This window comes from Acidithiobacillus sp. AC3 (assembly GCF_050261095.1).
Taxonomy (GTDB): domain Bacteria; phylum Pseudomonadota; class Gammaproteobacteria; order Acidithiobacillales; family Acidithiobacillaceae; genus Igneacidithiobacillus; species Igneacidithiobacillus copahuensis.
Genome location: NZ_CP189838.1, coordinates 1,541,770 through 1,562,426, shown reverse-complemented (window position 1 = coordinate 1,562,426; position 20,657 = coordinate 1,541,770). Strand labels below are relative to the sequence as shown.

The 20,657-nt window shown below is 57.5% G+C and carries 19 protein-coding genes, 2 tRNA genes, 1 pseudogene and 1 other annotated feature; of the genes and pseudogenes, 12 read left to right on the top strand and 10 right to left on the bottom strand.

Features of this window, described 5'->3' with window-relative positions:
* Window positions 1-123 precede the first annotated feature (123 nt).
* Entirely contained in the window at window positions 124-1,179 is a 1,056-nt protein-coding gene (locus ACQAYK_RS07870; protein ID WP_483167413.1) for an IS5 family transposase, read from the bottom strand.
* Window positions 1,180-1,225: 46 nt separating this feature from the next.
* A pseudogene (locus ACQAYK_RS07865) lies at window positions 1,226-1,441 on the bottom strand (IS5/IS1182 family transposase); the annotation flags it as partial.
* A gap of 347 nt (window positions 1,442-1,788) precedes the next feature.
* On the opposite strand from ACQAYK_RS07865, the gene ACQAYK_RS07860 reads away from it, so the two are divergent.
* Window positions 1,789-3,017 (top strand): IS3 family transposase gene (locus ACQAYK_RS07860; protein ID WP_483167412.1). Its coding sequence is split into 2 segments (ribosomal slippage): window positions 1,789-2,077 and window positions 2,077-3,017, totalling 1,230 coding nucleotides; the frame shifts between segments, so codons are not numbered across the junction.
* Window positions 2,067-2,183 (top strand) — a sequence feature (AL1L pseudoknot). (Overlaps the previous gene by 117 nt.)
* Before the next feature lie 17 nt (window positions 3,018-3,034).
* Here the strand turns inward: ACQAYK_RS07860 and ACQAYK_RS07855 are convergent.
* Complete coding sequence (locus ACQAYK_RS07855) at window positions 3,035-3,757, bottom strand: ABC transporter ATP-binding protein (RefSeq protein WP_483167411.1); 723 nt, start codon at window positions 3,755-3,757, stop codon at window positions 3,035-3,037.
* Window positions 3,757-4,566, bottom strand: coding sequence for an ABC transporter permease (locus ACQAYK_RS07850; RefSeq protein WP_483167410.1), 810 nt, complete (start codon window positions 4,564-4,566; stop codon window positions 3,757-3,759). Before ACQAYK_RS07850 ends, ACQAYK_RS07855 begins: the two co-directional genes overlap by 1 nt.
* A 169-nt stretch (window positions 4,567-4,735) precedes the next feature.
* Here ACQAYK_RS07850 and ACQAYK_RS07845 point away from each other — a divergent pair, with 169 nt between their 5' ends.
* The 4 genes from ACQAYK_RS07845 (at window position 4,736) to ACQAYK_RS07830 (ending at window position 8,446) form a co-directional block, all read left to right on the top strand.
* On the top strand, window positions 4,736-5,890 hold the full coding sequence (locus tag ACQAYK_RS07845) for a glycosyltransferase family 4 protein (RefSeq protein ID WP_483167409.1): 1,155 nt from the start codon (window positions 4,736-4,738) through the stop codon (window positions 5,888-5,890).
* A 101-nt stretch (window positions 5,891-5,991) separates the two neighbouring features.
* Window positions 5,992-6,177: a hypothetical protein gene (locus ACQAYK_RS07840; RefSeq protein WP_483167408.1), complete on the top strand. Its 186-nt coding sequence runs from the start codon at window positions 5,992-5,994 to the stop codon at window positions 6,175-6,177.
* The gene (locus ACQAYK_RS07835; protein WP_483167407.1) at window positions 6,174-6,395 is read left to right on the top strand and encodes a PIN domain-containing protein; all 222 of its coding nucleotides are present in this window, start codon (window positions 6,174-6,176) and stop codon (window positions 6,393-6,395) included. The genes ACQAYK_RS07840 and ACQAYK_RS07835 overlap by 4 nt, the downstream gene beginning before the upstream one ends.
* The gene (locus tag ACQAYK_RS07830) at window positions 6,395-8,446 is read left to right on the top strand and encodes an O-antigen ligase family protein (RefSeq protein ID WP_483167406.1); all 2,052 of its coding nucleotides are present in this window, start codon (window positions 6,395-6,397) and stop codon (window positions 8,444-8,446) included. Before ACQAYK_RS07835 ends, ACQAYK_RS07830 begins: the two co-directional genes overlap by 1 nt.
* A gap of 99 nt (window positions 8,447-8,545) precedes the next feature.
* Here the strand turns inward: ACQAYK_RS07830 and ACQAYK_RS07825 are convergent, their stop codons facing one another.
* Window positions 8,546-8,851, bottom strand: coding sequence for a CopG family ribbon-helix-helix protein (locus ACQAYK_RS07825; RefSeq protein ID WP_483167405.1), 306 nt, complete (start codon window positions 8,849-8,851; stop codon window positions 8,546-8,548).
* A gap of 272 nt (window positions 8,852-9,123) precedes the next feature.
* On the opposite strand from ACQAYK_RS07825, the gene ACQAYK_RS07820 reads away from it, so the two are divergent.
* Complete coding sequence (locus ACQAYK_RS07820) at window positions 9,124-9,375, top strand: type II toxin-antitoxin system Phd/YefM family antitoxin (protein WP_483167404.1); 252 nt, start codon at window positions 9,124-9,126, stop codon at window positions 9,373-9,375.
* Window positions 9,376-9,476: 101 nt separating this feature from the next.
* Here ACQAYK_RS07820 and galE read toward each other — a convergent pair whose 3' ends face one another.
* The 3 genes from galE to ACQAYK_RS07805 all read right to left on the bottom strand — a co-directional run bounded on the left by galE (window position 9,477) and on the right by ACQAYK_RS07805 (window position 12,484).
* Window positions 9,477-10,463, bottom strand: coding sequence for a UDP-glucose 4-epimerase GalE (gene galE / locus ACQAYK_RS07815; RefSeq protein ID WP_483167403.1), 987 nt, complete (start codon window positions 10,461-10,463; stop codon window positions 9,477-9,479).
* A gap of 43 nt (window positions 10,464-10,506) precedes the next feature.
* Window positions 10,507-10,582, bottom strand: a tRNA-Glu gene (locus ACQAYK_RS07810).
* An 81-nt stretch (window positions 10,583-10,663) separates the two neighbouring features.
* Window positions 10,664-12,484, bottom strand: coding sequence for a SulP family inorganic anion transporter (locus tag ACQAYK_RS07805; RefSeq protein ID WP_483167402.1), 1,821 nt, complete (start codon window positions 12,482-12,484; stop codon window positions 10,664-10,666).
* Between the two features lie 230 nt (window positions 12,485-12,714).
* On the opposite strand from ACQAYK_RS07805, the gene ACQAYK_RS07800 reads away from it, so the two are divergent.
* Window positions 12,715-14,250, top strand: a complete 1,536-nt coding sequence (locus ACQAYK_RS07800) for a DHA2 family efflux MFS transporter permease subunit (protein ID WP_483167401.1) — start codon at window positions 12,715-12,717, stop codon at window positions 14,248-14,250.
* Between the two features lies 1 nt (window position 14,251).
* Here the strand turns inward: ACQAYK_RS07800 and ACQAYK_RS07795 are convergent, their stop codons facing one another.
* Entirely contained in the window at window positions 14,252-15,166 is a 915-nt protein-coding gene (locus ACQAYK_RS07795) for a D-alanyl-D-alanine carboxypeptidase family protein (RefSeq protein ID WP_215873290.1), read from the bottom strand.
* 76 nt (window positions 15,167-15,242) lie between these two features.
* On the opposite strand from ACQAYK_RS07795, the gene ACQAYK_RS07790 reads away from it, so the two are divergent.
* The 5 genes from ACQAYK_RS07790 (at window position 15,243) to ACQAYK_RS07770 (ending at window position 18,761) form a co-directional block, all read left to right on the top strand.
* Entirely contained in the window at window positions 15,243-16,028 is a 786-nt protein-coding gene (locus tag ACQAYK_RS07790) for a sulfite exporter TauE/SafE family protein (protein WP_483167400.1), read from the top strand.
* Between the two features lie 18 nt (window positions 16,029-16,046).
* On the top strand, window positions 16,047-17,048 hold the full coding sequence (locus tag ACQAYK_RS07785; protein ID WP_483167399.1) for a class I SAM-dependent methyltransferase: 1,002 nt from the start codon (window positions 16,047-16,049) through the stop codon (window positions 17,046-17,048).
* Window positions 17,049-17,137: 89 nt separating this feature from the next.
* On the top strand, window positions 17,138-17,722 hold the full coding sequence (locus ACQAYK_RS07780) for a DUF3617 domain-containing protein (protein ID WP_255789472.1): 585 nt from the start codon (window positions 17,138-17,140) through the stop codon (window positions 17,720-17,722).
* Window positions 17,723-17,732: 10 nt separating this feature from the next.
* Window positions 17,733-18,695: a thioredoxin domain-containing protein gene (locus tag ACQAYK_RS07775; protein WP_255789470.1), complete on the top strand. Its 963-nt coding sequence runs from the start codon at window positions 17,733-17,735 to the stop codon at window positions 18,693-18,695.
* Window positions 18,686-18,761, top strand: a tRNA-Ala gene (locus ACQAYK_RS07770). Before ACQAYK_RS07775 ends, ACQAYK_RS07770 begins: the two co-directional genes overlap by 10 nt.
* A gap of 258 nt (window positions 18,762-19,019) precedes the next feature.
* Here the strand turns inward: ACQAYK_RS07770 and ACQAYK_RS07765 are convergent.
* A complete protein-coding gene (locus ACQAYK_RS07765; RefSeq protein WP_255789469.1) occupies window positions 19,020-20,255 on the bottom strand; it encodes a hypothetical protein in 1,236 nt (411 codons plus the stop codon).
* Window positions 20,256-20,657: the final 402 nt, after the last annotated feature.

Genomic DNA, 20,657 nt, shown 5'->3' with positions numbered 1-20,657 from the left:
ATAAAACCAGCCCAGTACCTGTTTTTCTCGAAAAACGCGGCCTGAAGGCAGTTCTGGACGACTTTTGTGCGGTTTTTCTGGTCAATCTGCCCGGTTTCCCGAACTCTGGACGCAGCACCCCCGTCACGCCACCCCCAGTCGTGCCATACGCACCAGATTGTAGGCGGTGGACACCAGGGTGAAGTGCAGCCCCACCCGTTCCAATCCACGAAATCGCGTTTTGCGCATCCCGCCCACGGTCTTCATCCACCCAAAGATCGACTCGATCCGCTTGCGTACACGAAGGCTGATGCTGTACCCGACATGACGGGTAGTGCGGCCATCTACCGCGGATCCCTTGCGCTTACGGACCACGTGCGGGGTGACATTCCGATCACGAAGGTCCTGGACGAAGCCATGACGATCGTAGCCCTTATCGGCGCCCAGGGTGATCCGTTGGCTTCCACCCAGCTCATCCATGAGCTGTAACGCAGCATCCACCTCTGCCGTCCCATCCGCCGTGGTGACCTGTTCTCCCACGATCAGGCCCTGTCGGTTATCCATGAGCACATGCCCCAGATACGCCAACCGCGAGGCATCCCCCGGTGCCTTCTTGTAGAGACGGCAATCGGGGTCCGTGATGGAAGCGTGGGTATCATTACTGCGCTTCTGCCCACGGAAATCCGAGCCGTCGCCCTGCCGATCCTCGGGGTCTTTGGGCTGAAAGGACTTTTGTGAGGCCCAAGCCTCCAGCAAGGTGCCATCCACAGAAAAGTGCTCCTCGGAGAGTAGCCCCTGTTTCCTCGCTTGTTCCACGACCGTCTGGAAAAAGCGCTGCACGGTTCCATTGTCCAACAAGCGATCCCGGTTCTTGGTGAACACCGTGGGCACCCAAATCGAATCATCCATACCCAAGCCCACAAACCAGCGGAACAAGAGATTGTACTCCAGCTGTTCGATGAGCTGCCGCTCGGAACGTACGCTATAAAAGACCTGCAACAGCAAAGCACGAAGCAGGTGCTCTGGGGGAATCGAGGGGCGCCCCAGGTCTGAGTAGATCTGGTTGAAATGTCCGTCGGGCTCTGCCAAGGACCGATCTACGATCACCCGAATAGCACGTAGGGGATGATCCTTCGGCACTCGCTCCTCGGGGGACAGATAACTGAACATCGCACCCGTCTCTACCTTGGCTCCACGCATGATCGAATCCCCCGTGCCTATTCCGCCAATTATACCATAGAGTTTTTCAGCAGCCTTCTAAGGTGAAGTGTAGCCCCACCCGTTCCAATCCACGAAATCGGATTTTGCGCATCCCGCCCACGGTTTTCATCCACCCAAAGATCGACTCGATCCGCTTGCGTACACGAATGCTGATGCTGTACCTGACATGACGGGTCGTGCGACCATCTACCGCGGATCCCCTGCACTTACGGGACACGTGCGGGGTGAAATTCCGATCCCGCCATTTGATGACCGTTTTCGCTCGCGTCTGGCAGTTCGCCGCAACTTCTTGCACTCGCGCGCCATCCAAATATCCAAGAACCCTTCTGGCTCGTTCCACTGTTCGCGCCGCCTCCATCCTGCTGGCTGCGCGCCGTTCCAGTTCCGCTCGCACTTCCGTTGAGCTCGTAATCTTCGGGGCTACTCTTGGCACATCGCCAAGAGTATTTAATAACGCTAAACGATGCAACTAAGCACTAGCATCTATCTGCTGTGAACAACTTTGGTCTGGCGAGCACTGGTCACTCCTCTGAAGCCTGAACCGCCCCGGGTTTGGTGGAGGCTCCAACCTTTGAGAGAATTGGAGCCATGAATAAGTCCAAGCGGTTTTCGTTTGAAGTTCGCGAGCGCGCTGTTCGCCTGGTACAAGAACATCGCGGTGAATATCCTTCCCTGTGGGCCGCTGTCGAATCTATAGCCCCCAAGATTGGCTGTGTGCCGTCCACCCTACTGGCCTGGGTGAAGCGGGCAGAAATAGATGCCGGTCAACGTTCCGGCATGAGCACTGCGGAAGCCCAGCGCATCAAGGAACTGGAACGTGAGGTCAAGGAACTACAGCGCGCGAATGAAATTCTGAAGCTGGCCAGCGCGTTTTTCGCCCAGGCGGAGCTCGACCGCCGTTTGAAGCATTGAGGCGTTTCACCGATCAATACCGGGACCGCTTTGGGGTCGAGCCGATCTGCCGAGTCTTGCAGATTGCCTCATCGGGTTACCGGCGTCATGCGGCACAACAGCGGAACCAGACGTTGCGCAGTGCCCGAGCGCAGCGGGACGCGGTGCTCTTGCTGGAGATTCAGCGGATCTGGCAGGCGCATCTGCAGGTCTACGGTGCGGATAAGGTCTGGAAGCAGATGAATCGCGAGGGGATACCGATAGCACGTTGTACCGTAGAGCGCCTGATGCGGCATCTGGGCATACAGGGGGTAGTCCGCGGCAAACGGATCCGCACCACGGTTCCAGATACCCAGGTGCCCTGCCCACGAGACCGGGTCCACCGGGTTTTTCGGGCGGAGCGGCCTGACCAGCTCTGGGTGTCGGATTTCACCTACGTTTCCACTTGGCAGGGTTGGCTCTATGTCGCTTTTGTGATCGATGTTTTTGCGCGTCGGATTGTGGGATGGCAGGTCAGCTCTACCATGCATACGGACTTCGTGCTGGATGCCTTGGAACAAGCGCTACACGCCCGACAACCGCAGCGGGACCAATCCCTGATTCACCACAGCGACCGTGGTTCGCAATATGTCAGCATCCGCTATACAGAACGGCTTGCCGAGGCTGGCATTGAACCCTCTGTGGGGAGCAAGGGAGATAGCTACGACAACGCCCTGGCAGAAACCATCAATGGACTGTACAAGGCCGAACTGATCCATCGTCGTGCGCCCTGGAAAACCAAAGCGTCCCTGGAACTGGCCACCCTGGAATGGGTGCATTGGTTTAACCATCACCGACTTCTGGAACCCTTGGGATATATCCCTCCGGCAGAAGCTGAGGCACAATATTACCAGCAACTCGAACGTCAGGCCGGTAAAGCGGCATGACTTACGTTAATCAGCCTCTACAATACCCGGGGCGGTTCAATTCTTCCTTCTTCTACCACCCGGCCATGATCTAACCGTACATAGATATCACAGAATTGGTTGACTTGCTCCGGGGTGTGAGAGACGAGAATCAGGGTCATACCCTGAGCGCGGAGCTCGGCAATTTTTGCATGACATTTGTCCTGAAAGGACTGGTCGCCAACAGCCAAGATTTCGTCGGCCAACAAGATGTCGGGCTGCAGATGTACAGCAACGGCAAAGCCTAAGCGCATCTGCATACCGGAAGAGTAGTTTTTAAGAGGGGTGTCGATAAAGTGCTCGAGCTCGGAGAACTCAATGATATCCTTTGCACGCGCTTTAATATCTCTGTTGCGGAACCCGTATAAGCTGGCATTGAGAAAGATGTTTTCGTAGCCGCTAAGTTCACTGTTAAATCCCACACCCAATTGTATGAGAGGGGCAATGCGACCGTGGGTAGTCACTCGGCCTCCACTAGGTTCTAAGATGCCCGCGATGATCTGGAGCAGAGTGCTCTTGCCGGAGCCGTTGTGTCCCAGCAGCCCAAGGGCTTCCCCTTGCTCAACGCGTAAATTGATGTCATCCAGAGCAAGAAAATGTTCACGGTGCTCACGCTTGCTCTGATGAAACAGGGCGACGAAGCGAGTCTTCAGGCCCATGGCGCGATTGTGCCGAAGGATGAACTCCTTGCGGAGGTGCTCGACGAGAACGGCGGGAGGCATCAGAGGTCTTCTACCAAATGCTTTGCCTTGCGGCGGAATAGCGTCATGCCAACGGCGAGCGTGGCGATGGTCCAGACAAGAGAGATGAAGACATGACTCAGCGCTGGCAAAGTGCCGGCGTAGAGCAAAGCGTGAAAGAGGTCCATGAACTGAGTGAGTGGATTGAGAGAAATGATCGCGCGTGTTGAGGGCTTCAAAACGTTAATGTCGTAGGCAATGGGGGTGCACCAGAACCCAAACATCAGGGCTATCTCAACCAAGTGCTTGAGATCACGAAGTTCGACCTGCAATACCGAGAACGTAAGTACTATGCCCCAAATGAAGGCGAGGTACAGCCCGAGCGCCAGCGGGTAGAGCAGCAAACCCCAGTGATAGACGCCACCTAGAAATGGATAGAGCACTGCGAGAATTAAAATGGCGATGATCCACAGGACGATTGTGAATAGCAGGCTAGCGGTCGGCACGAGAATGCGTGGAAAGTAAATCTTTTGGATCAGTCCGGAGGCGCCTGTGAGGCTTTCACAACCTTGGCTCACAGCCTGAGCAAAGAGATTGTAGTGTAGGATTCCAATAACAAGATAGAGGATGTAGTTGGGCAAATCGCTGCGAAATATGTGCGTAAAGACGAAATCATAGAGCAAGATGAGTGCGAGTGGATTGCCCAGAGACCAAAGAAATCCAAATGCCGCGCCTTGGTAGCGAACCTTGAGATCCTTAATAACCAAATTCCGTACTAGATCCCGGTACTGCCAGTAACGGGCTAGGCCGGTGGTGGGGAGGTGGGGCAGAGATTGAGCGCTGGTCTCCATGGGCGGTGATTCTGCGTGCTGAAGGGGGGGGCGGTCAATAGTGAGATGCAGCCGTGTAGTGTTGCCTCGGCTGCGAGGTGCTTTGCAGAGGTGGCGGCGGCAGCTATCGGAGTGGGAGCAATTGTGCATATATAATGGTGAGTATGCAGCCCTTGGTTAAGAGAATAGAGTGCGACGAGTAGCCATTGTTCACGATTGGCTGGTGACCTATGCGGGCGCTGAGCGGGTGCTGGAGCAGATGCTTGCCTGCTATCCCGATGCCGATCTTTTCAGCCTGGTGGATTTCTTTCCCGCCGGAAAGCGGGAGTTCATCCTGGAAAAGAGTGTTGCCACTTCCTTCATTCAGCACTTGCCTAGGGCGCGAAAAAAATACCGAAGTTACCTTCCCCTCATGCCTTTGGCCGTCGAACAGTTCGATCTTTCGGGCTATGACCTGGTCATCAGCAGCAGTCACGCGGTAGCCAAGGGAGTACTGACCGGGCCAGATCAACTGCATCTTTGTATGTGCTACTCCCCTGTGCGGTATGCTTGGGACTTGCAGCATCAGTACTTGCGCGAGGCGGGGCTGATCAAGGGCGTCCGCGGGTGGTCGGCGAGGCTGATCCTGCATTATGTCCGCCTCTGGGATACCCGCACGGCCAATGGCGTAGACCAATTCATCGCGATCTCTCAATATGTTGCACGAAGGATTCAGAAAGCTTATCGACGGGATTCCGTTGTTATCTATCCTCCCGTGGACATTGCAAGGCTCACATTGCGCGCGGACAAAGAGAATTTTTATGTCACCGCGTCCCGAATGGTCCCCTACAAGCGGATGGATCTCATTGTGGAGGCCTTTGCATCGATGCCGGAGAAGCGTCTGATGGTTATCGGCGATGGTCCTGACCTTGCAAAAATTCGCGCAAAGGCCAGGCCCAACGTACAATTTCTGGGATTTGCCGACCAGGATTCATTGCTGGATCACCTGCAGCGGGCACGGGCCTTCGTTTTCGCAGCGGAGGAGGATTTCGGCATCGCCCCCCTGGAGGCCCAGGCCTGCGGCACGCCGGTCATCGCCTATGGGAAGGGCGGGGCGCGGGAGACCATCATTCCCTTGTCGGACGCGGACTGCACGGAGTCGTCCCCTGCGCCCACTGGAGTCTTTTTCCACGAGCAGTCTGTGGCTGCCATTGTGGGTGCTGTGGAACACTTTGAGGCAAAGGCAAGCGTCATCACCCCGGAAGCCTGCCGGCAGAACGCCCTGCGCTTTGCACCGGAACGGTTTCGGGCGGAGTTTACCGCCTTTGTAGAACGGGAGTGGAGCAATTTCCAACAGAATCTATGAGGCCGAATCGGCTAGCTGCAAGGCCGCCGGCAAATATATTGCGGTCAAACAGAAAACGACCTACAGTATTTGTTGAAGTTTTCAACAATGGTGTCCCTAAAGTGGCTACTTTCCGTAAGGAAAACAAAGGCGCCATCATCGCTGCCTTGATGCGGGAGGCGGTGGATCGTGCGCAGCGTAAGGATCGCGCGCGGCAAGCGGCTGCCCGCATTTTGGAGCGTCGCAAATCCGCGCCAGTGGTGAGTACGGCCGAGTGCCGGGCAGCGAGGGAAAGTGACCGCCCGTGAACTGGGTCATCGATGCCAGTGTCGCACTGAAGTGGTTTTTGCGTTTTCGGGCGGGGGAAGACCACTCCCGACGATACGGGCATCATCTTTTTGAAACCTTGTACCATGCGCTGGCTTTGCTGCATCCCGAAGCGGTGCTGGTAACTGCCGACCGACGGTATTTTGTGAAGGCGCAAAGAGAAGGAAGCATCATGTTATCAGAGAATTTTACCGCGTAATGAAAAGGCCCACGCTCTCCTCACCCACCCGGACACTCTGGCTGGCGCTCCTTCCTCTGCTGGCCTATTTTTTTGGCTGGTACTACAACGGCTCGTTAATCCCGTTGCTCGCTATCAGTAGCATCCTGCTGCTACTCTTTGCGACGGTGGCCGTCTGGCCCCGGCTGCGCGAGGGGCTGCCCTGGCCGAGGGGTTACCTGCCGGTGTTCATGATGCTGTGGTTGCTGTGGTTCTGGCTGACCCTGTTCTGGAGCCATGTGCCCTATAGTAGCTGGTTCTACTTCTGGACTCTGGGATCGGTGCCGCTGGGCTTTCTGGCTTGGGCGATGATGTCGGAATCCGACGTTCGGGCGGTGTGGCCGTGGTTCTGGCGTGGCATTCTGCTCGGCACCTGGGCTTTGATTGCCATTGCATTTCTGGAATATTTTCAGGGTATTGCTACCAATCAGCCGCTGGGAAACATCCGGGTTCAGGGTCCGCTCATGGACACCAATAGCTTTGCCGCCTGGATGAACCTGTTTTGGTTTGTATTGCTTGGGCGCTTTCTATACCTGGATGGGCAGCGAAACGTCGCATTTCGCAGTACCAAAGTTGATTTTGGCCTCCTTTTTTATCTGGTTACGCTCCTCTTCACCACTTTCGCGTTCTGGGCAACCTACAGCCGGGGAGGTGCCCTTGCTTGGATTTGTACGTTTGTTGTTGCCCTTGTTGTGTTCCGCAAGACACCAAAATTTGGTCGCGCCATTGCCCTGATTCTGGCCATTGAAGTCGCCACCTACGCCATTTTTGGATATCTGCACCATTACGACATGCTCGGGCATCTGGCACCTGGTTATGTGGCATCCAATATCGACACGGTTTCCCGTGGCCTGATGTGGATCGCGACTTGGCATATCTTTCTGAGCCATCCCTACCTGGGTACCGGGCTAGGCAGTTATTTCCTGTTCTATCCCGCCTACCGTTTGCCCGGCGAGCTGGCGTCGGCGGGTACCTATGCCCATAACGATTACATCGAGTTTCTGGCGGAAGGAGGACTGATCAATCTCGGCTTTCTGCTGGCCTTCGCCGGGGCCTTGATATACGCCCTGTACCGCTTGATCGTGCGCCCGGCGCGTTTGGGGATCAGTGAAGAAAATCGCTATTGGGCCCTGGGTCTGGTCCTGGGAGTCTTTGCCATCACCGGACATGCATTGGGCAATTTCATTTTCTACAATCTGCCCCTGAGTATCCTGGCGGGGATCTTTCTGGCGCAGGCGTGGCGCCTGTACCACGGCCAGGGGGATACGGCGCCCATGCTACCGCGCCTGGGTATCAACCATACCAAGATCGTGCAGGGGGCCATGCTGCTGGTCGTGCTGCTGGCAAGCTGGTTTCTGGCCCTGGATGCCGCAGTCTATGGACTTTTCAGTGACAACGCTTGGCTGAATTCATTGATGGCCAATCCGAACGCGCGCGCGGTCTTTTTGATGAAGGCGGCACGCTTTCTGGAAGTAGTGCGGCCCCAGGCGACGCAGCCTTGGGTCTATATGGGCAATGCCTACCTCAACCTCGCCAGCCAGGATACTGCCATGCCCACGGCCCAACGGCGGGTGTTGGTGGAGGCGGCACTGCAGCAGTACCACGCCTCGTTGGTGGGGATTCCTCGGCAAGCGGGCGTGTACAACGCCATCGGCTCGGTATACCGGCAGTATGGCAGCACCTTGCTGGGGATGACGCCGCCGGCGGCGCAGGACCGCGCGGTGCTGGCCTGGCGCAAGGGCCTGGCCCTGACCCCCGAGAGCGTCAACCTGCGCAGTGAGATTGCCACGGCGGCGTTTTTTGATCAGGGCAAGGTGCAGGAGGGCATCCGCTTTTTGCAGGCGGGACTGCAGCGGCCACTCTTTCCCGAGCCGAGGGCGTTATTGGAGTGGGTCATCGCCCGCAATCAGTGGAAGCTGGCGCACGACCCCAAAGCGGCGGAACAAACCCTGATCACCAGCCTCAAGGCCTCTCCCGATTTTGCGCCCACTTTGCAACTCTTGCGGCAGATTACCGAGGCGGAGCGCTCTTGACCGGTTATTTGAATCCTTGAGGATAATCGCCAACACGGTACTTCCAGAAGGCTCCCAGTTTGGAGCCTTTGAGGGCCTCGCCAATGCTGCGGGGGTCGTCTAGCGACGAGATGCGCTCACGCAGAAAACCCGTGATGCGCTTGGCAATGGCAACGCTGTGTCGCTGCTCAGACTATCGGCCCATGCCTGCACGGCCTGATGATGGACGACATGGCCGACGTCCACATCGGCAAGCGCCTCGCGGGTCAGCCGTTCCCGCTCTTCTTCCTGATCGAGCCAGGCCGACAGCGCCTGTTTCATGATCCAGCCGCGGGAGCGCTCTAGCCTTTCGGCCATCCGATCGACCTTCTCAGCCAGCGCCAGCGGTACATGAGCGGTCAGCACTTTGGTTCCAGTTTGCGCCATGTTGCGTCTCCTCTCTTGGAACTTATTCCGTGGAGCTTACGTGTTGATGATGAAACATGATTCGGATTTAATCGTAGGGATTGCTATTGAGTCGGTCAAGGTTTGCCTGCAGAAGGGGTATTCGTTGGGAGGGCGGAACTGTCTTGGCAATAGCTTATGACGCGAACACCAGCGCTGGCCTTTTTGCTGCTCCCAGGCCCAGGCGTAGATCGCCTTGATCAAGAATGCGGGATGTCCTACGTTTGAAGAAGGGTTTTTTTGAGGAACTACGTATGGCCATACAACGCGTTTCGCTTCGGGAAGCCAATCAGCACCTTTCAAAATACGTTGATTTGGCGGCGGGTGGCGTTGAAGTTATTGTAACCAAAAGGGGGCGGCCGGTGGCACGCATCGCACCCATTGCAGTTGACCAACAGATGTCGGAAGCCGAAAAATCTGCCCTGGAGCGCTCGCGAACCAGAATGCGACAGGGGTATTCGTTGGGTGGGCAATCCTTTGACAGGGAAGCCGCGCATGCGCGCTAAGCGCATCTCACTGGATACGAACATCCTCGTCTATGCAATGGATCGCGATGCTGGTGAATCCTTTGCAGACGGACTTGTCCTGGCAATAATGGATAATGCGACTACCAGCGCTGGCCTTTTTGCTGCTCCCAGGCCCAGGCGTGGGCGATGATGGTATCGAGATCGGCATATTGCGGTTCCCAGCCGAGGGTCTGGCGCGCCTGAGTACTATCGGCCACCAGGATCGCTGGGTCGCCGGGGCGGCGCGCCTGCTCCTGGACGCGGATTTCTGTACCGGTGACCCGCCGTGCGCTGTCGATGACCTCCTGCACTGAGAAACCCTGGCCGTTGCCCAGGTTGAGGGCGAGGCTCTCACCATCCTGCAGCAGATGCTCCAGGGCCCGGAGATGGGCGCTGCACAAGTCCGAGATATGGATGTAATCGCGGATGCAGGTGCCATCGCGGGTCTGGTAGTCGTTGCCGAAGACGGAAATCTGCGAGCGCCGGCCACTGGCAGCCTGCAGCACCAGGGGGATCAGATGGCTTTCGGGGTCGTGACGCTCGCCCAGTTCGCCGCTGGGATCGGCACCAGCGGCGTTGAAGTAGCGCAGGCAAACGGAGCGCAGCCCGTAGCTGTGCCCGAGATCGGCAAGCATCTCTTCCACCATGCGCTTGGAGCGCCCGTAGGGATTGATGGGCTGGGCGGGGTGCCGTTCGTCGATGGGGGTGTATTGTGGTTCACCAAAAATGGCCGCCGTGGAGGAAAAAATGAACTTATCGACTGCATGGCGACGCATGGCATCGAGCAGGTTGAGGGTGTTGGCGACGTTGTTACGGTAGTAGCGTTCGGGGATTTGTACCGACTCGCCGACCTGACTGAGGGCGGCAAAATGCAGCACGGCGGCGTAGGAATGCTCGGCAAAGAGGCGGTCGAGCAGGGCGGTATCCGCCAGATCGCCAGTGATTAGATCGCCGTAGCGGGCGGCATCGGCAAAGCCGGTGCTGAGGTTGTCGAGCACGGTGACGGGATATTGCGCCTGGGCCAGCATCTTGACCATGTGCGAGCCGATATAGCCGGCGCCGCCGACGACGAGAATGGGTGGATTCATCTTGGGTCTAAGCTTTCAGCAGCGCGTGGCACCCTACGCAAACTGGCGTCCCCAGGGGGGTTCGAACCCCCGTTACCGCCGTGAAAGGGCGGTGTCCTAGGCCGCTAGACGATGGGGACCTGGAGCGCGAACTTTACCCGGAAAGGCTGGGCCGTGCAATAGCCTGTATGCGTCCGCCTCAGCCCTCACCGGATGCTTGCCTATGTCCCGGGGCTGCGGGCCTCGCCATTGGGGAGGTGGCTCTGACACTGCGGGAAGATCCGTGCCGTGCAAGTGCGGCAGATTTCGGAATCGAGCTTGGGGTAGATTTTTTCGATGGGCCTGGTGCCGGCAGGGAAGAAGTTTTCCTCTCCCAACTCTTCCAGATAGCCGCCCTGCGCGAGGCTCTCTCGAACCGCATCCTTGAGACGATAGAAATAGAGCCCGCCACCCATGCGCCGTCGGCGCCGTGTTTCCTGCGCGAGCAATTCGCCGCCGGCAATGTCGACAAAGTTCATGCCGGTTGCCACCACCAGCAGGTGTTTCTGACTGGGATTGTGCTCGTCCACCTCGGAGAATTGGTGGCCGACGTGGTCCACCGCACCAAAGAAGAGGGAGCCATTGACCCGCAGAATCTTCAGTTGTGGACACTCAGCGTGGTTCTGGGCGCTGGTGTAGTGGTAGCTGCCGGGGTGCGCGTCGGGTACCTCTGCCTGCACGTTGGGTCGGGAAGTGCGATATAGGTAAAAGATGAGGGACAGGAGGATGCCAAAGAAAATACCCTTTTCGAGATTGATGACGGTGCCGATCAGGGTCACCCAGAGGATCAGGGATTCGATGCGGCTGGCCCGCCAGATGGCGCCGATGTGGTGAAAATCAATGAGTCCCCAGGCCACCAGAAACAGGATGCCCGCCATGGCCGCGGTGGGCAGATAGGCTGCCAGCGGGCCGACCAGGAGCAGGATCAGCAGCAGGAAGCCGGAGGCGAATACCGTTGCCAGCGGGGTACGGGCGCCGGCGGCATAGTTTACCCCGCTGCGGTTGAAAGAACCGCTGGAGGCATAGGCCGAAAAGAAGCTGCCAATGAAATTGGAGAGTCCCTGGCCGATGAATTCCTGGTTGCCATCGATGCGCTGGCCGGATTTGGTCGCTACCGAGCGGGCAATCGAAACCGCCTCGGTAAGTGCGAGCATGGTGACCACCAGGGCCGGGAAGAACATGTCGTGCAGGGCGGTGAAGGAAAAATCCGGCAGGGACAAAGGGGGCAGATTGGCAGGCAGCGCGCCTACCGTTTTGATGCCAGTCGTCGCTGCGCCAAACTTGGCATCCAGCGCCAGACTCAGCAACGAGCCGACGATCATGGCGGCGATCATGTAGGGGATGCGCGGCAGGAATCGTTTGAACAAAATGCCTGCCAGCAGGGTGACAACGGCGACGCTGGTGACGTAGGGGTTGATCTCGTGCCAGTGGACGAAGAGCTGATGGATGGTCTCATGGAGCGGCAGACCGCGTGGCAGTGGCAGGCCAAAGAAATGGCGAATCTGGCTCCCGGCAATGAGAATGGCAGCGCCGGCGGTAAAACCGATGATCACCGTATGCGAGATGAAGTTGACCAGGGTGCCCATCCGCGCCAAGCCCAGCACCAACTGGAAGACGCCCACCAAGAAGGTCAGCGTCAGGGCAAGACTGATGAAGGCCGGGCTACCCGGTGTGGCGTGGGTGACGATGGATTCGTAGACGGCAATGGAGATAGCAGTGGTGGGACCGGATACCAGATGCCAGCTCGACCCCCATAGCGCGGCGATAATGGCCGGGACGATGGCAGCATAGATACCATAGTGCGGCGGCAGTCCCGCGATCACCGCAAACGCGACGCCTTGGGGCAGGACAATCAGCGCTCCGGTCAGCCCGGCGATGATATCCGCACGCAGCGAACCATGGTTTACCTGGGGCCACCAACGGAGAAAGGGCAGGAGCCGGTAGAGCCAGAGAGGGCAGACGACCGCGCCAGAAGGGGAAGAACTCAGGGGTGAAGATGCCATGGTCTATTACCGAGAAGTTGCTACAGAAATCTTTCTGCGGGTTTGCGACCATTTCCCGGCTGTGGGCCGGTGTTATTGGAAAATCCAAGTCATTCAGCCACCGGAGCTTCGCTCAACAGCGCATCATTGACTATAAGCAAAAATATCATGGTCGAGTGCTGTGAGCAATCATCCCAATCTTGCATACCGACCGATCGGTCAGTAGACTTATTGGGATCCGGGGAGGGCCCATGAGCGAATCCGAGAACAGTTCCGTGGTGGCCATTACGGTGGCGGTGATGTTGGCGGTGGTCATGCAGGTGCTCGATCTGACCATCGTCAACGTGGCCCTGACCTACATGCGCGGCTCCCTGCAGGCCAACAGCGATCAGATCACCTGGGTGCTCACCAGCTACATGATCGCTAACGTCATCCTCTTGCCCCTTACCGGTTTGCTGGTGGAGCGCTATGGGCAGCGCACCGTGATGCTGTGGAGCGTGGCCGGCTTTGTGGTCGCCTCGGCGCTCTGCGGGCAAGCGCACAGCCTGCCGGAAATCGTGCTGTGGCGCTTGTTGCAGGGTGTCTTTGGCGCGTCCCTGGCACCGGTGGGGCAGACGATCATGCTGCATGCCTACCCCGCGCGAAAACGCGGCCAGGCCATGGCCATCCTCGGCATGGGCATCATGCTGGGTCCGATTCTCGGGCCGACCCTGGGCGGCTGGCTCACCGATACCTTGAGCTGGCGCTGGGTCTTTTACGTCAACATCCCCTTCGGCATTCTCGCGTTCTTACTGCTCCAGGCAGTGCCGAACATCGGGCGTAGCGATCATCCGCGACCGGTGGACTGGCTGGGTTTTGCGCTCATGGCCATAGGTTTTGGGGCATTGCAAGGGGTGCTCAGCCTGGGTAACGAAGACGACTGGTTCAGTTCGCGCACCATCATCATCCTGAGTCTGATTTCCGCCCTGGGATTGCTGTTCTTCGTGTGGCGCTCGCTGTCGGTGAAGCATCCGGTGGTGAATCTGCGCCTGCTGAAGGACGCCAATCTGTCGCTGGGCAGCGCGGGTATCGGAATTTTTGGTCTGGCCTTGTTTGGGGCGATGGTCATCCTGCCGATCATGCTCGAGGATTTTCTGCACTATGAGGCCTTCACCACCGGCCTCGTTATGGCGCCACAGGGCGTTGGTGCCATGCTGGCGATGGTCGTTGCCGGGCGCCTTCTGGCGCGCAACGTGAATCCGCGGGACATTGTTCTCGTCGGCATCTTCTTCGGTGCCATCGGCAGTTGGTATACCACCAAGTACAATCTCGACATCAGCATGGCTTGGGTGATCTGGCCATCTTTCGTTCGTGGCTTGGGCCTGGGCCTGGTCAGTATTCCCCTCTTTACCCTGGCCTTTTCGACAATCGACAAAAAGGATCAGGCCGAGGGCTCGGGTATCTTCAACCTGATGCGCACCCTGGGCGGCAGTATCGGCATCGCCATTGTGTCGACGGTAATGACCCAGGGCAAGCAGATGGGATGGAATCAGATGGCTGGGCATATCAATCCCTTCAACCCGGCATTTCATCGTTTCATTGGGACGATGGGCATGGGCGAGAGTCCGCGAGCGTGGCAGGTGCTGGGCAATGTGGTGGTGTTGCCGCAGGCGGGGATGCGCGGCGTGTTGGATGCATTTATTCTGACCTTTTACAGCTTCCTCGTCTTGATTCCGCTGGTGCTCCTGTTGCGCCGTCCGCCAGAGCCGGCCGAGCCGGCCGGGGGCGGCGAGGCATTAGGTCACTGAGTCATTGCTCTTCGGCGGTGTTTTCCAGACCGGCGGCTTGCGGCAGCCAGAGAGTGCGGGCGAAACCCCAATCCAAGAGCTTGAGCCCTGCCCAGGAGGCCTTCCAGAAGCCACGGCTTTCGTTGGTAAAGGAGGGGACGCCAAGGACGACGGCAATCAGGGTCATGTTTCCCTGGGTGCCCGTCACTACCAGGCAATGACCGGCGGCATCGGTGTAGCCGCTCTTCATGCCGGTAACGAAAGGTACGCGCCCCACCAGCAGGTTGGGATTGGGGCTGGTGATGCCGGCGTAGGTGAAGTTTTTATGGCCGAAAAAGGGCAGGTATTGCGGGAAGCGCTGCAGGATGTTGCGGGTGAGGACGGCCTGGTCGTAGGCGCTGGAGAAATTGTTGGGGTGGGGCAGACCGTCGGGATTGTTGTAGGTGGTGGAGAGCATGCCGAGCTTCTGCGCGCTGCGGTTCATCTGTTGCACAAAAGTGGGCACGTTCCCGCCGACCAGGACGGCGGCCTCCACCGCGGCATCGTTGCCCGAGGGTACCGTCATGCCGAGGATGAGCTGGGCCAGACTGAAGGGCAGGCCGGCGCGGAGAAACATCGACGAGCCACCGGTTTGTAACGCCGCTGGGCCGGGAGTGTATTGGCCGTGGAGTTGCAGGTGTCCGGAATCGATGTCCTGAAACAGTAAGTACAGGGTCATCAACTTGCTCAGGCTGGCGATGGCGTAGGGCTTGTACGCGTTTTTGGCGGCGAGGATCTGCCCCGTTTCGGCATTCATGAGGATGTAGGAACGCGCGTCGATGGGCGGCAGGGCGGAGATTCCCTCGGCCCGTGCGCTATTGCCAAGGCTGAGCCAGCAGAACATGGCAAAAAGCAAAAAATACAAAGGGTTGCGAATCTGTGTCTGTACCGGGACCATGGTGGTACCACTCCATGCTAAAGTTATGGTTTAGAGTTTAGGCGCTTTTCTCTATTTTTCAATAGATTTTTAGGAGATGGATATGCATGTTCTGGTCGGCGCTGCGGCCGCCGTCAGTCTGGCTGCCAGCAGTCTCTGGGAACACCCAGGCCTTTGGGCCATTGCTGGTGCGATTGTCTTTGTCGCGTTCTACGTGCGCGCGGTGATCGGCTTTGGTTCCGGTCTGATTTCCGTGGCGTTGCTGACCCTGTTCTTTCCGATCAAGGAAGTCGTGCCGGTGGTGCTGCTGCTTGATCTCTTGGGTTCGGTGCTGTTGGGTGCCTACGACTTTCGCGAAATTCATTGGCCGGAACTGGGCTGGCTGGTGCCGGGGAGTCTGCTGGGACTTCTCGTCGGTGCCTTCATTCTGGCCGACAGCGACGCCCAGGATCTGACGCGCTTCCTGGGGGTTTTCATTCTGGCCTATGTGGCCTACGCGACGCTGCTCAAACCGGAACGACTGCCGCGTTTGTCCTTACCCTGGGGGGTGCCACTGGGCACCTTTGGCGGGATCATCGGCAGCCTCTATGGTGGCGGCGGACCGCCTATCGTTGCCTATCTGCAGATGCGCCACCTCGACAAACGCGCCTTTCGCGCGACCTTTCAGGGTATTGCCCTGACAGACAATATCGTGCGGGGCCTCATGTATTTTTTCCTGGCTCTGCTCACCGGGCCGCTGGCCTTGGGATTTCTGGCCCTGGCGCCGGCAAGTCTGCTGGGGCTCTGGGCCGGGAATCATCTGCATTTCAGAATCAATCAAAAGCTGTTTTTGCGGGCGACGCTGGTTGTACTGGCCATCGTCGGCATCAAATATCTTGTGTGATCGAAAAAGGAGCGAGCCATGATTTCAGCGGAAGAACTACGCAACCGTGCGCAGGGAGCGATGTCTCTGCACATTGCTTTCATCGGAGTGGTGAATGGATTGTTTTCTGCCTTGCATCGCTTGCAGACAGCAACGCCGGCAGAGTTGGCCCAGGCAACGGACTTGAACGTGGGATATTTGCGGCGCTGGTGCGATGCGGCGTATGCCTTTTCCTGGCTGGAGCGGGAGGGCGACGGCTTCCGCTTGAGCGAGGATGGCGACAGTATGCGCCCTGAGCGATCGGATAGTCGGATGGCGGCCGCCGTGGGAGCGGTTCTGGGGGCCCACATGGCGGAGCGGGCAGCGGGTTTGATGCGCACCGGAGAGCGTCCTGGCGAGAAGGTGCTCGCCGAGCGCGAAACGATTCTGCCGTGGTTTGGAAGTATGCTGGAGCACAATTTTCGGCGCACCTTTGAAGAAAAAATCGTGCCCAGCGTTCCGATATTTGCGGAAATGAATGCGCGTCAGGGGCTTGCGGTGGACCTGGGCTGCGGAAATGGCTGGTACCTGCGGGCCTTACTGGGTAAATGTACGCAACTGCGCGGTCTGGGGCTCGATGGCTTTGCCGAAAATGTGCGTCAGGCGACTGCCCTGGCTGCTGCAGAGGGGTTGGGCGAGCGCCTTCACTTTGCGGAAGGCGACATTCATCAGTTTCGACTTCCCGAGTCCGCTGATCTCATCGCCATGAATCGGGCGCTGCACCATGTCTGGGAAGAGCGGGGGGAACTATTCGCACGTTTGCAGGAAGAATTGCAGCCAGGGGGGGCAGTGGTAATCTGGGAGCCGGCTTGGCCCGACGATAACCTGCTCCTGCGCGAGCCGGCGTACCGCGGCATGGCCTTCCAGAATCTTACGGAGCACGTGCAGGGGAATCACTTCCTGCGGCCGGACGAGATCTCGCAAGCCCTTTCTGCCGCAGGTCTTGCCGTCAGCATCCATCCGGTGGGCAGTGATGTCGTCGTGGTGGGGCGGCGGCACTAGGTAATTTGAATTATTTGCGTTTATCATTCTGCAGACTATTTTTATTTTGCTAGCGAGCGGGTTCGCATGCACAGCCCCGGGAGGGTGAGGTGGAGAGGATTGCGGCGGCGCTGTTGCTGGTGGTTTCAGGAGGTCTCTGGTCGCAGACTGTTTTGGCGCAGAGAGATCCCTCCGGCATGATTGCTCCGGGCCTATGGGAAATTGTTTCTCAGGTGGATGGTCCCATGAATGAGCGCAGTACGCTCACTCAGGAAGAGTGCTGGAAGGCCCATGACGGCAAGTATTCAGATTTTATTCCTCTAAAACAACGCATTACGGAAACGAATAACTCCGTCGTCAATAGTGGCAACCACACTACGGTACACATCCATAGTTTTCAACGGATTCCCCAGGGTGCTGTAACGCAAGACATCGAAATGGTGTTCAGCGATGATCGCAGTGCACTCCATCGGGCTACCATGACCGGCTCTGGCAGCCTGATCTTTTCCGCGACTCCCATGTTGGACGAGCACTTTACGCAGCGTGGACGATGGATTTCGGCGGATTGTTCCCAGCTGGTACCTGAGCCTTCCAAGTTGCAGATTACCCGCCCGGCCGAGGTACCTGCGCTGCAGCGTTTGCAGGCGCTTTCCCGACAACTGCAAAGGGAATTTCCCCATCCCAATGGGCCGTGAGGAAAGAGCTATGGTTTCTGTGCGCCAGGTTCTTTTGCTACGTGGCATTTCCGCAGGTCGGGTCTTCCGCTGGCTTTTGCCGATTTGGCTGGCGTCGTTGACTGGCTGTGCAACCTGGTGGTTTCCATCCGTCAACGTAAAACAGCAACCGAAGGATTTCTTGCACGCCGTGGAGCGCTTGCCCGGGGTTAACACCGGACCTCGCGGCGAAAAACCGGTGGCGTCGGTGTTCATTGATGTCTCCTGCCCGTTTTGTCGAGATCTCTACGCCGATCTAAGACCGGTGTTGCCGTACATTCGGCTGCACTGGATACCCATTGGCAGCCCTGGGGGAAAAGCTCTCATGATTCTCCCGAATGGGCTGGTCAAGAGCTACCACACCGCTTCTACCTTAGAAAGTAGTGCCTATCTACTTATCGCTTACAACGGCGCGGAGGCACTTGACCGCGCAATGACCGGCAGTATCGCTGTCCCGACCATTGGGGCGGGACAAGAACCCGCAGTTCAGGCTGCGGCCAACAACTATCAGGCCCTGTGGAAATGGAAACCGCTGGGGGGTGGAGTACCGGCGGGGGTAATTGCTTTGGCGCCGCCGGCTGACTATGTCGTGGTCCATGGGTATAAAGATATCGAGGGCGCCATCCTGGGGGCTGCGTTGCAGGAGAAGGTGCGTATTCCGGGTTATCCTGCTCACCCGGGTTGGACGATAATGGCCCCAGAAGGCCATGTGGCTTTGCCCCAGGTAGGGGTCTATCGCACTCCGCAACGGGCCTGTGCTGCATTGCCGATGAGACTGCACGGGTATACGACTCATGCTTATTCCGCGAACCCCGATCCCACGGTCTGTCGTCTGCCGGGTGACGCCAAGCCGGTAGCCTACGCTGTCCCCTTCGTTGCGCAGGAAAACATGACTGATCGCGTTGCATTTGCGCAGCGCAGCGGCTATCATTCGCCCTCAACGTTGGGGCGGTAGCTCAGCTGGGAGAGCGTCGCGTTCGCAATGCGAAGGTCGGGAGTTCGATCCTCCTCCGCTCCACCAAAATTCAGCGCCCGACTGGTTTCAGTTGGGCGTTTTTATTCAGGAACTGGTGACTCTTGGTATTCGGGATTATCGGCAGACCGTTTTCCAGGTCTACCGAGTGGTCTACCGTGCCATGGTGCAGAAGCCACCATTTAGGTGCTTGCCGACGGACAGCGGGATATGCAGTTGGCTTTTGGCGCCTCGCCGCTTGGGGCTTGACGACTGAAGGCACGCAGATAAGCGCAGCGGTGCCCATTGGCCCCGCCGTAGCTCTCGTTACTTTCTGGCCTCGGATTCCAGGCTGCGCAAGCTTTCTTCCGTTCCCGCTGCGGCGGTGAGGTCGGCGACATTTTCCTTGGTAAAAAATCCCTCGAAGCCGTGAAAGCGCTGCACAAACTCGATGATGAGAGAGGTGTGCGTGGAGGCACGAGAAAAAATCTGCTTGAGACCCTCCTGCTCGGAGCCGATCACCTGCAGCAGGAATTCCTGCCCGCACTCCGCCAGGCTGGATACCACGTAATCGATGTTGGTCTTGCCCTGGGTTTTGCCATCCCGCACGGCCACGGCAATATGATGCAAACGCGGGCCAAAATTGCGCACAAAAGACTCCGTAGGAGAGGGAGTTTGCAATAGGTGATTGCAAAAGTAGGGATGATTGGCAGCCGTGAAGACCTTCGCTGGTGTATGCAGAACGTCATCATAATGCAGGCTTTTGGTGACGTTGGTGGATGAGTTTTGATCTGGAATATCGTAGGATCCCCAATAGTAGTAACTGGATAATCCCAGGTACTCGAGAATGGCAACTTCTCGATTCTGGCTATAGATGCGGGTAGCCAAATGATCGATTGGCAAGAGGAGTTCGCTGATTTTTACCCGTTCCCGCAGCTCTTGCGCTTGCTCAAATGCCGCCTGCATTTCCGGATCGATGCGCGAATTTCCCAGGGCGTAGACGCGAATATCGTTGTCCGGGCGCTCCCAATACCCGATGATATTGTGGGTGTAGGGCGAGGGCTTGACAATCGCCATGTTTCCCGGGAGCTCCATCTGCCGAATTTGTTCCTGGTTGAAAAAACGGATTTCACGACTCTTCTGAATGTCGACTACCTCATGCAGATTTTCTACCTGAAAAATCTCTCCCATATAGCGCGAATTTGGTTTCTTCGCACCAATGGGATACACCTCGTTCAGGCTGCGAAAGATACCGCGCAAATCGGGGTCTTTGACCTCTCGCACCAATACATCGGGATAATTCATGTTGATGCGCAGGATGTGGGTCAGATGCTGGTCGGTGTCGAGCGTGACCAGATAGTTGTAGGGCGTCATCAGACAGAGTTCGCGGATGTATGCAGCGGAATGTCCCGGCTCGAGGGTCATCATCAACGCATCGATGCGACGGATGTTCTCGGTCAATCCGAGCCTGTCCCGCTCTTCCAGAAGGCGTGGCAGCCATTCTTCAAAGAAAGGGGAGTTGGCTTTGTCGCCCTGTCGAGGATGCGCAGTATAACTGTTCACGATCTGCTCCTTGGATTGACTCCGTTTCTTTACCGTGCGAGCCCAGAGGGAACCGAACCCCCACCCTACGAGTTAGAAAGTCAAAAACAGGTAGTTGTTCCATTTGTTGCATCAATGGCCCACAGAAATAAGTGAATAAATTACAATGATATATGCCATATTTGCTATATGGCTGACCCCCAACATTCCTGCTCATTTCCGACTTCAGTATGGCACCAGGGTAGCGAGAGAATCAACGGCTTATATTCTCAGAGTAGGGACGCCAGAGTGCCCGTTGGCACGATTGTGGAGTCTGCCACTGGTTTCTAAGAAAGGACGCCCAAAATACCTGGCTGCGGCCTGGCTTTCCGGATCTGATGCTTGCTGATCAGAAAGATTACAGTCGTTGACCCTATACGGACT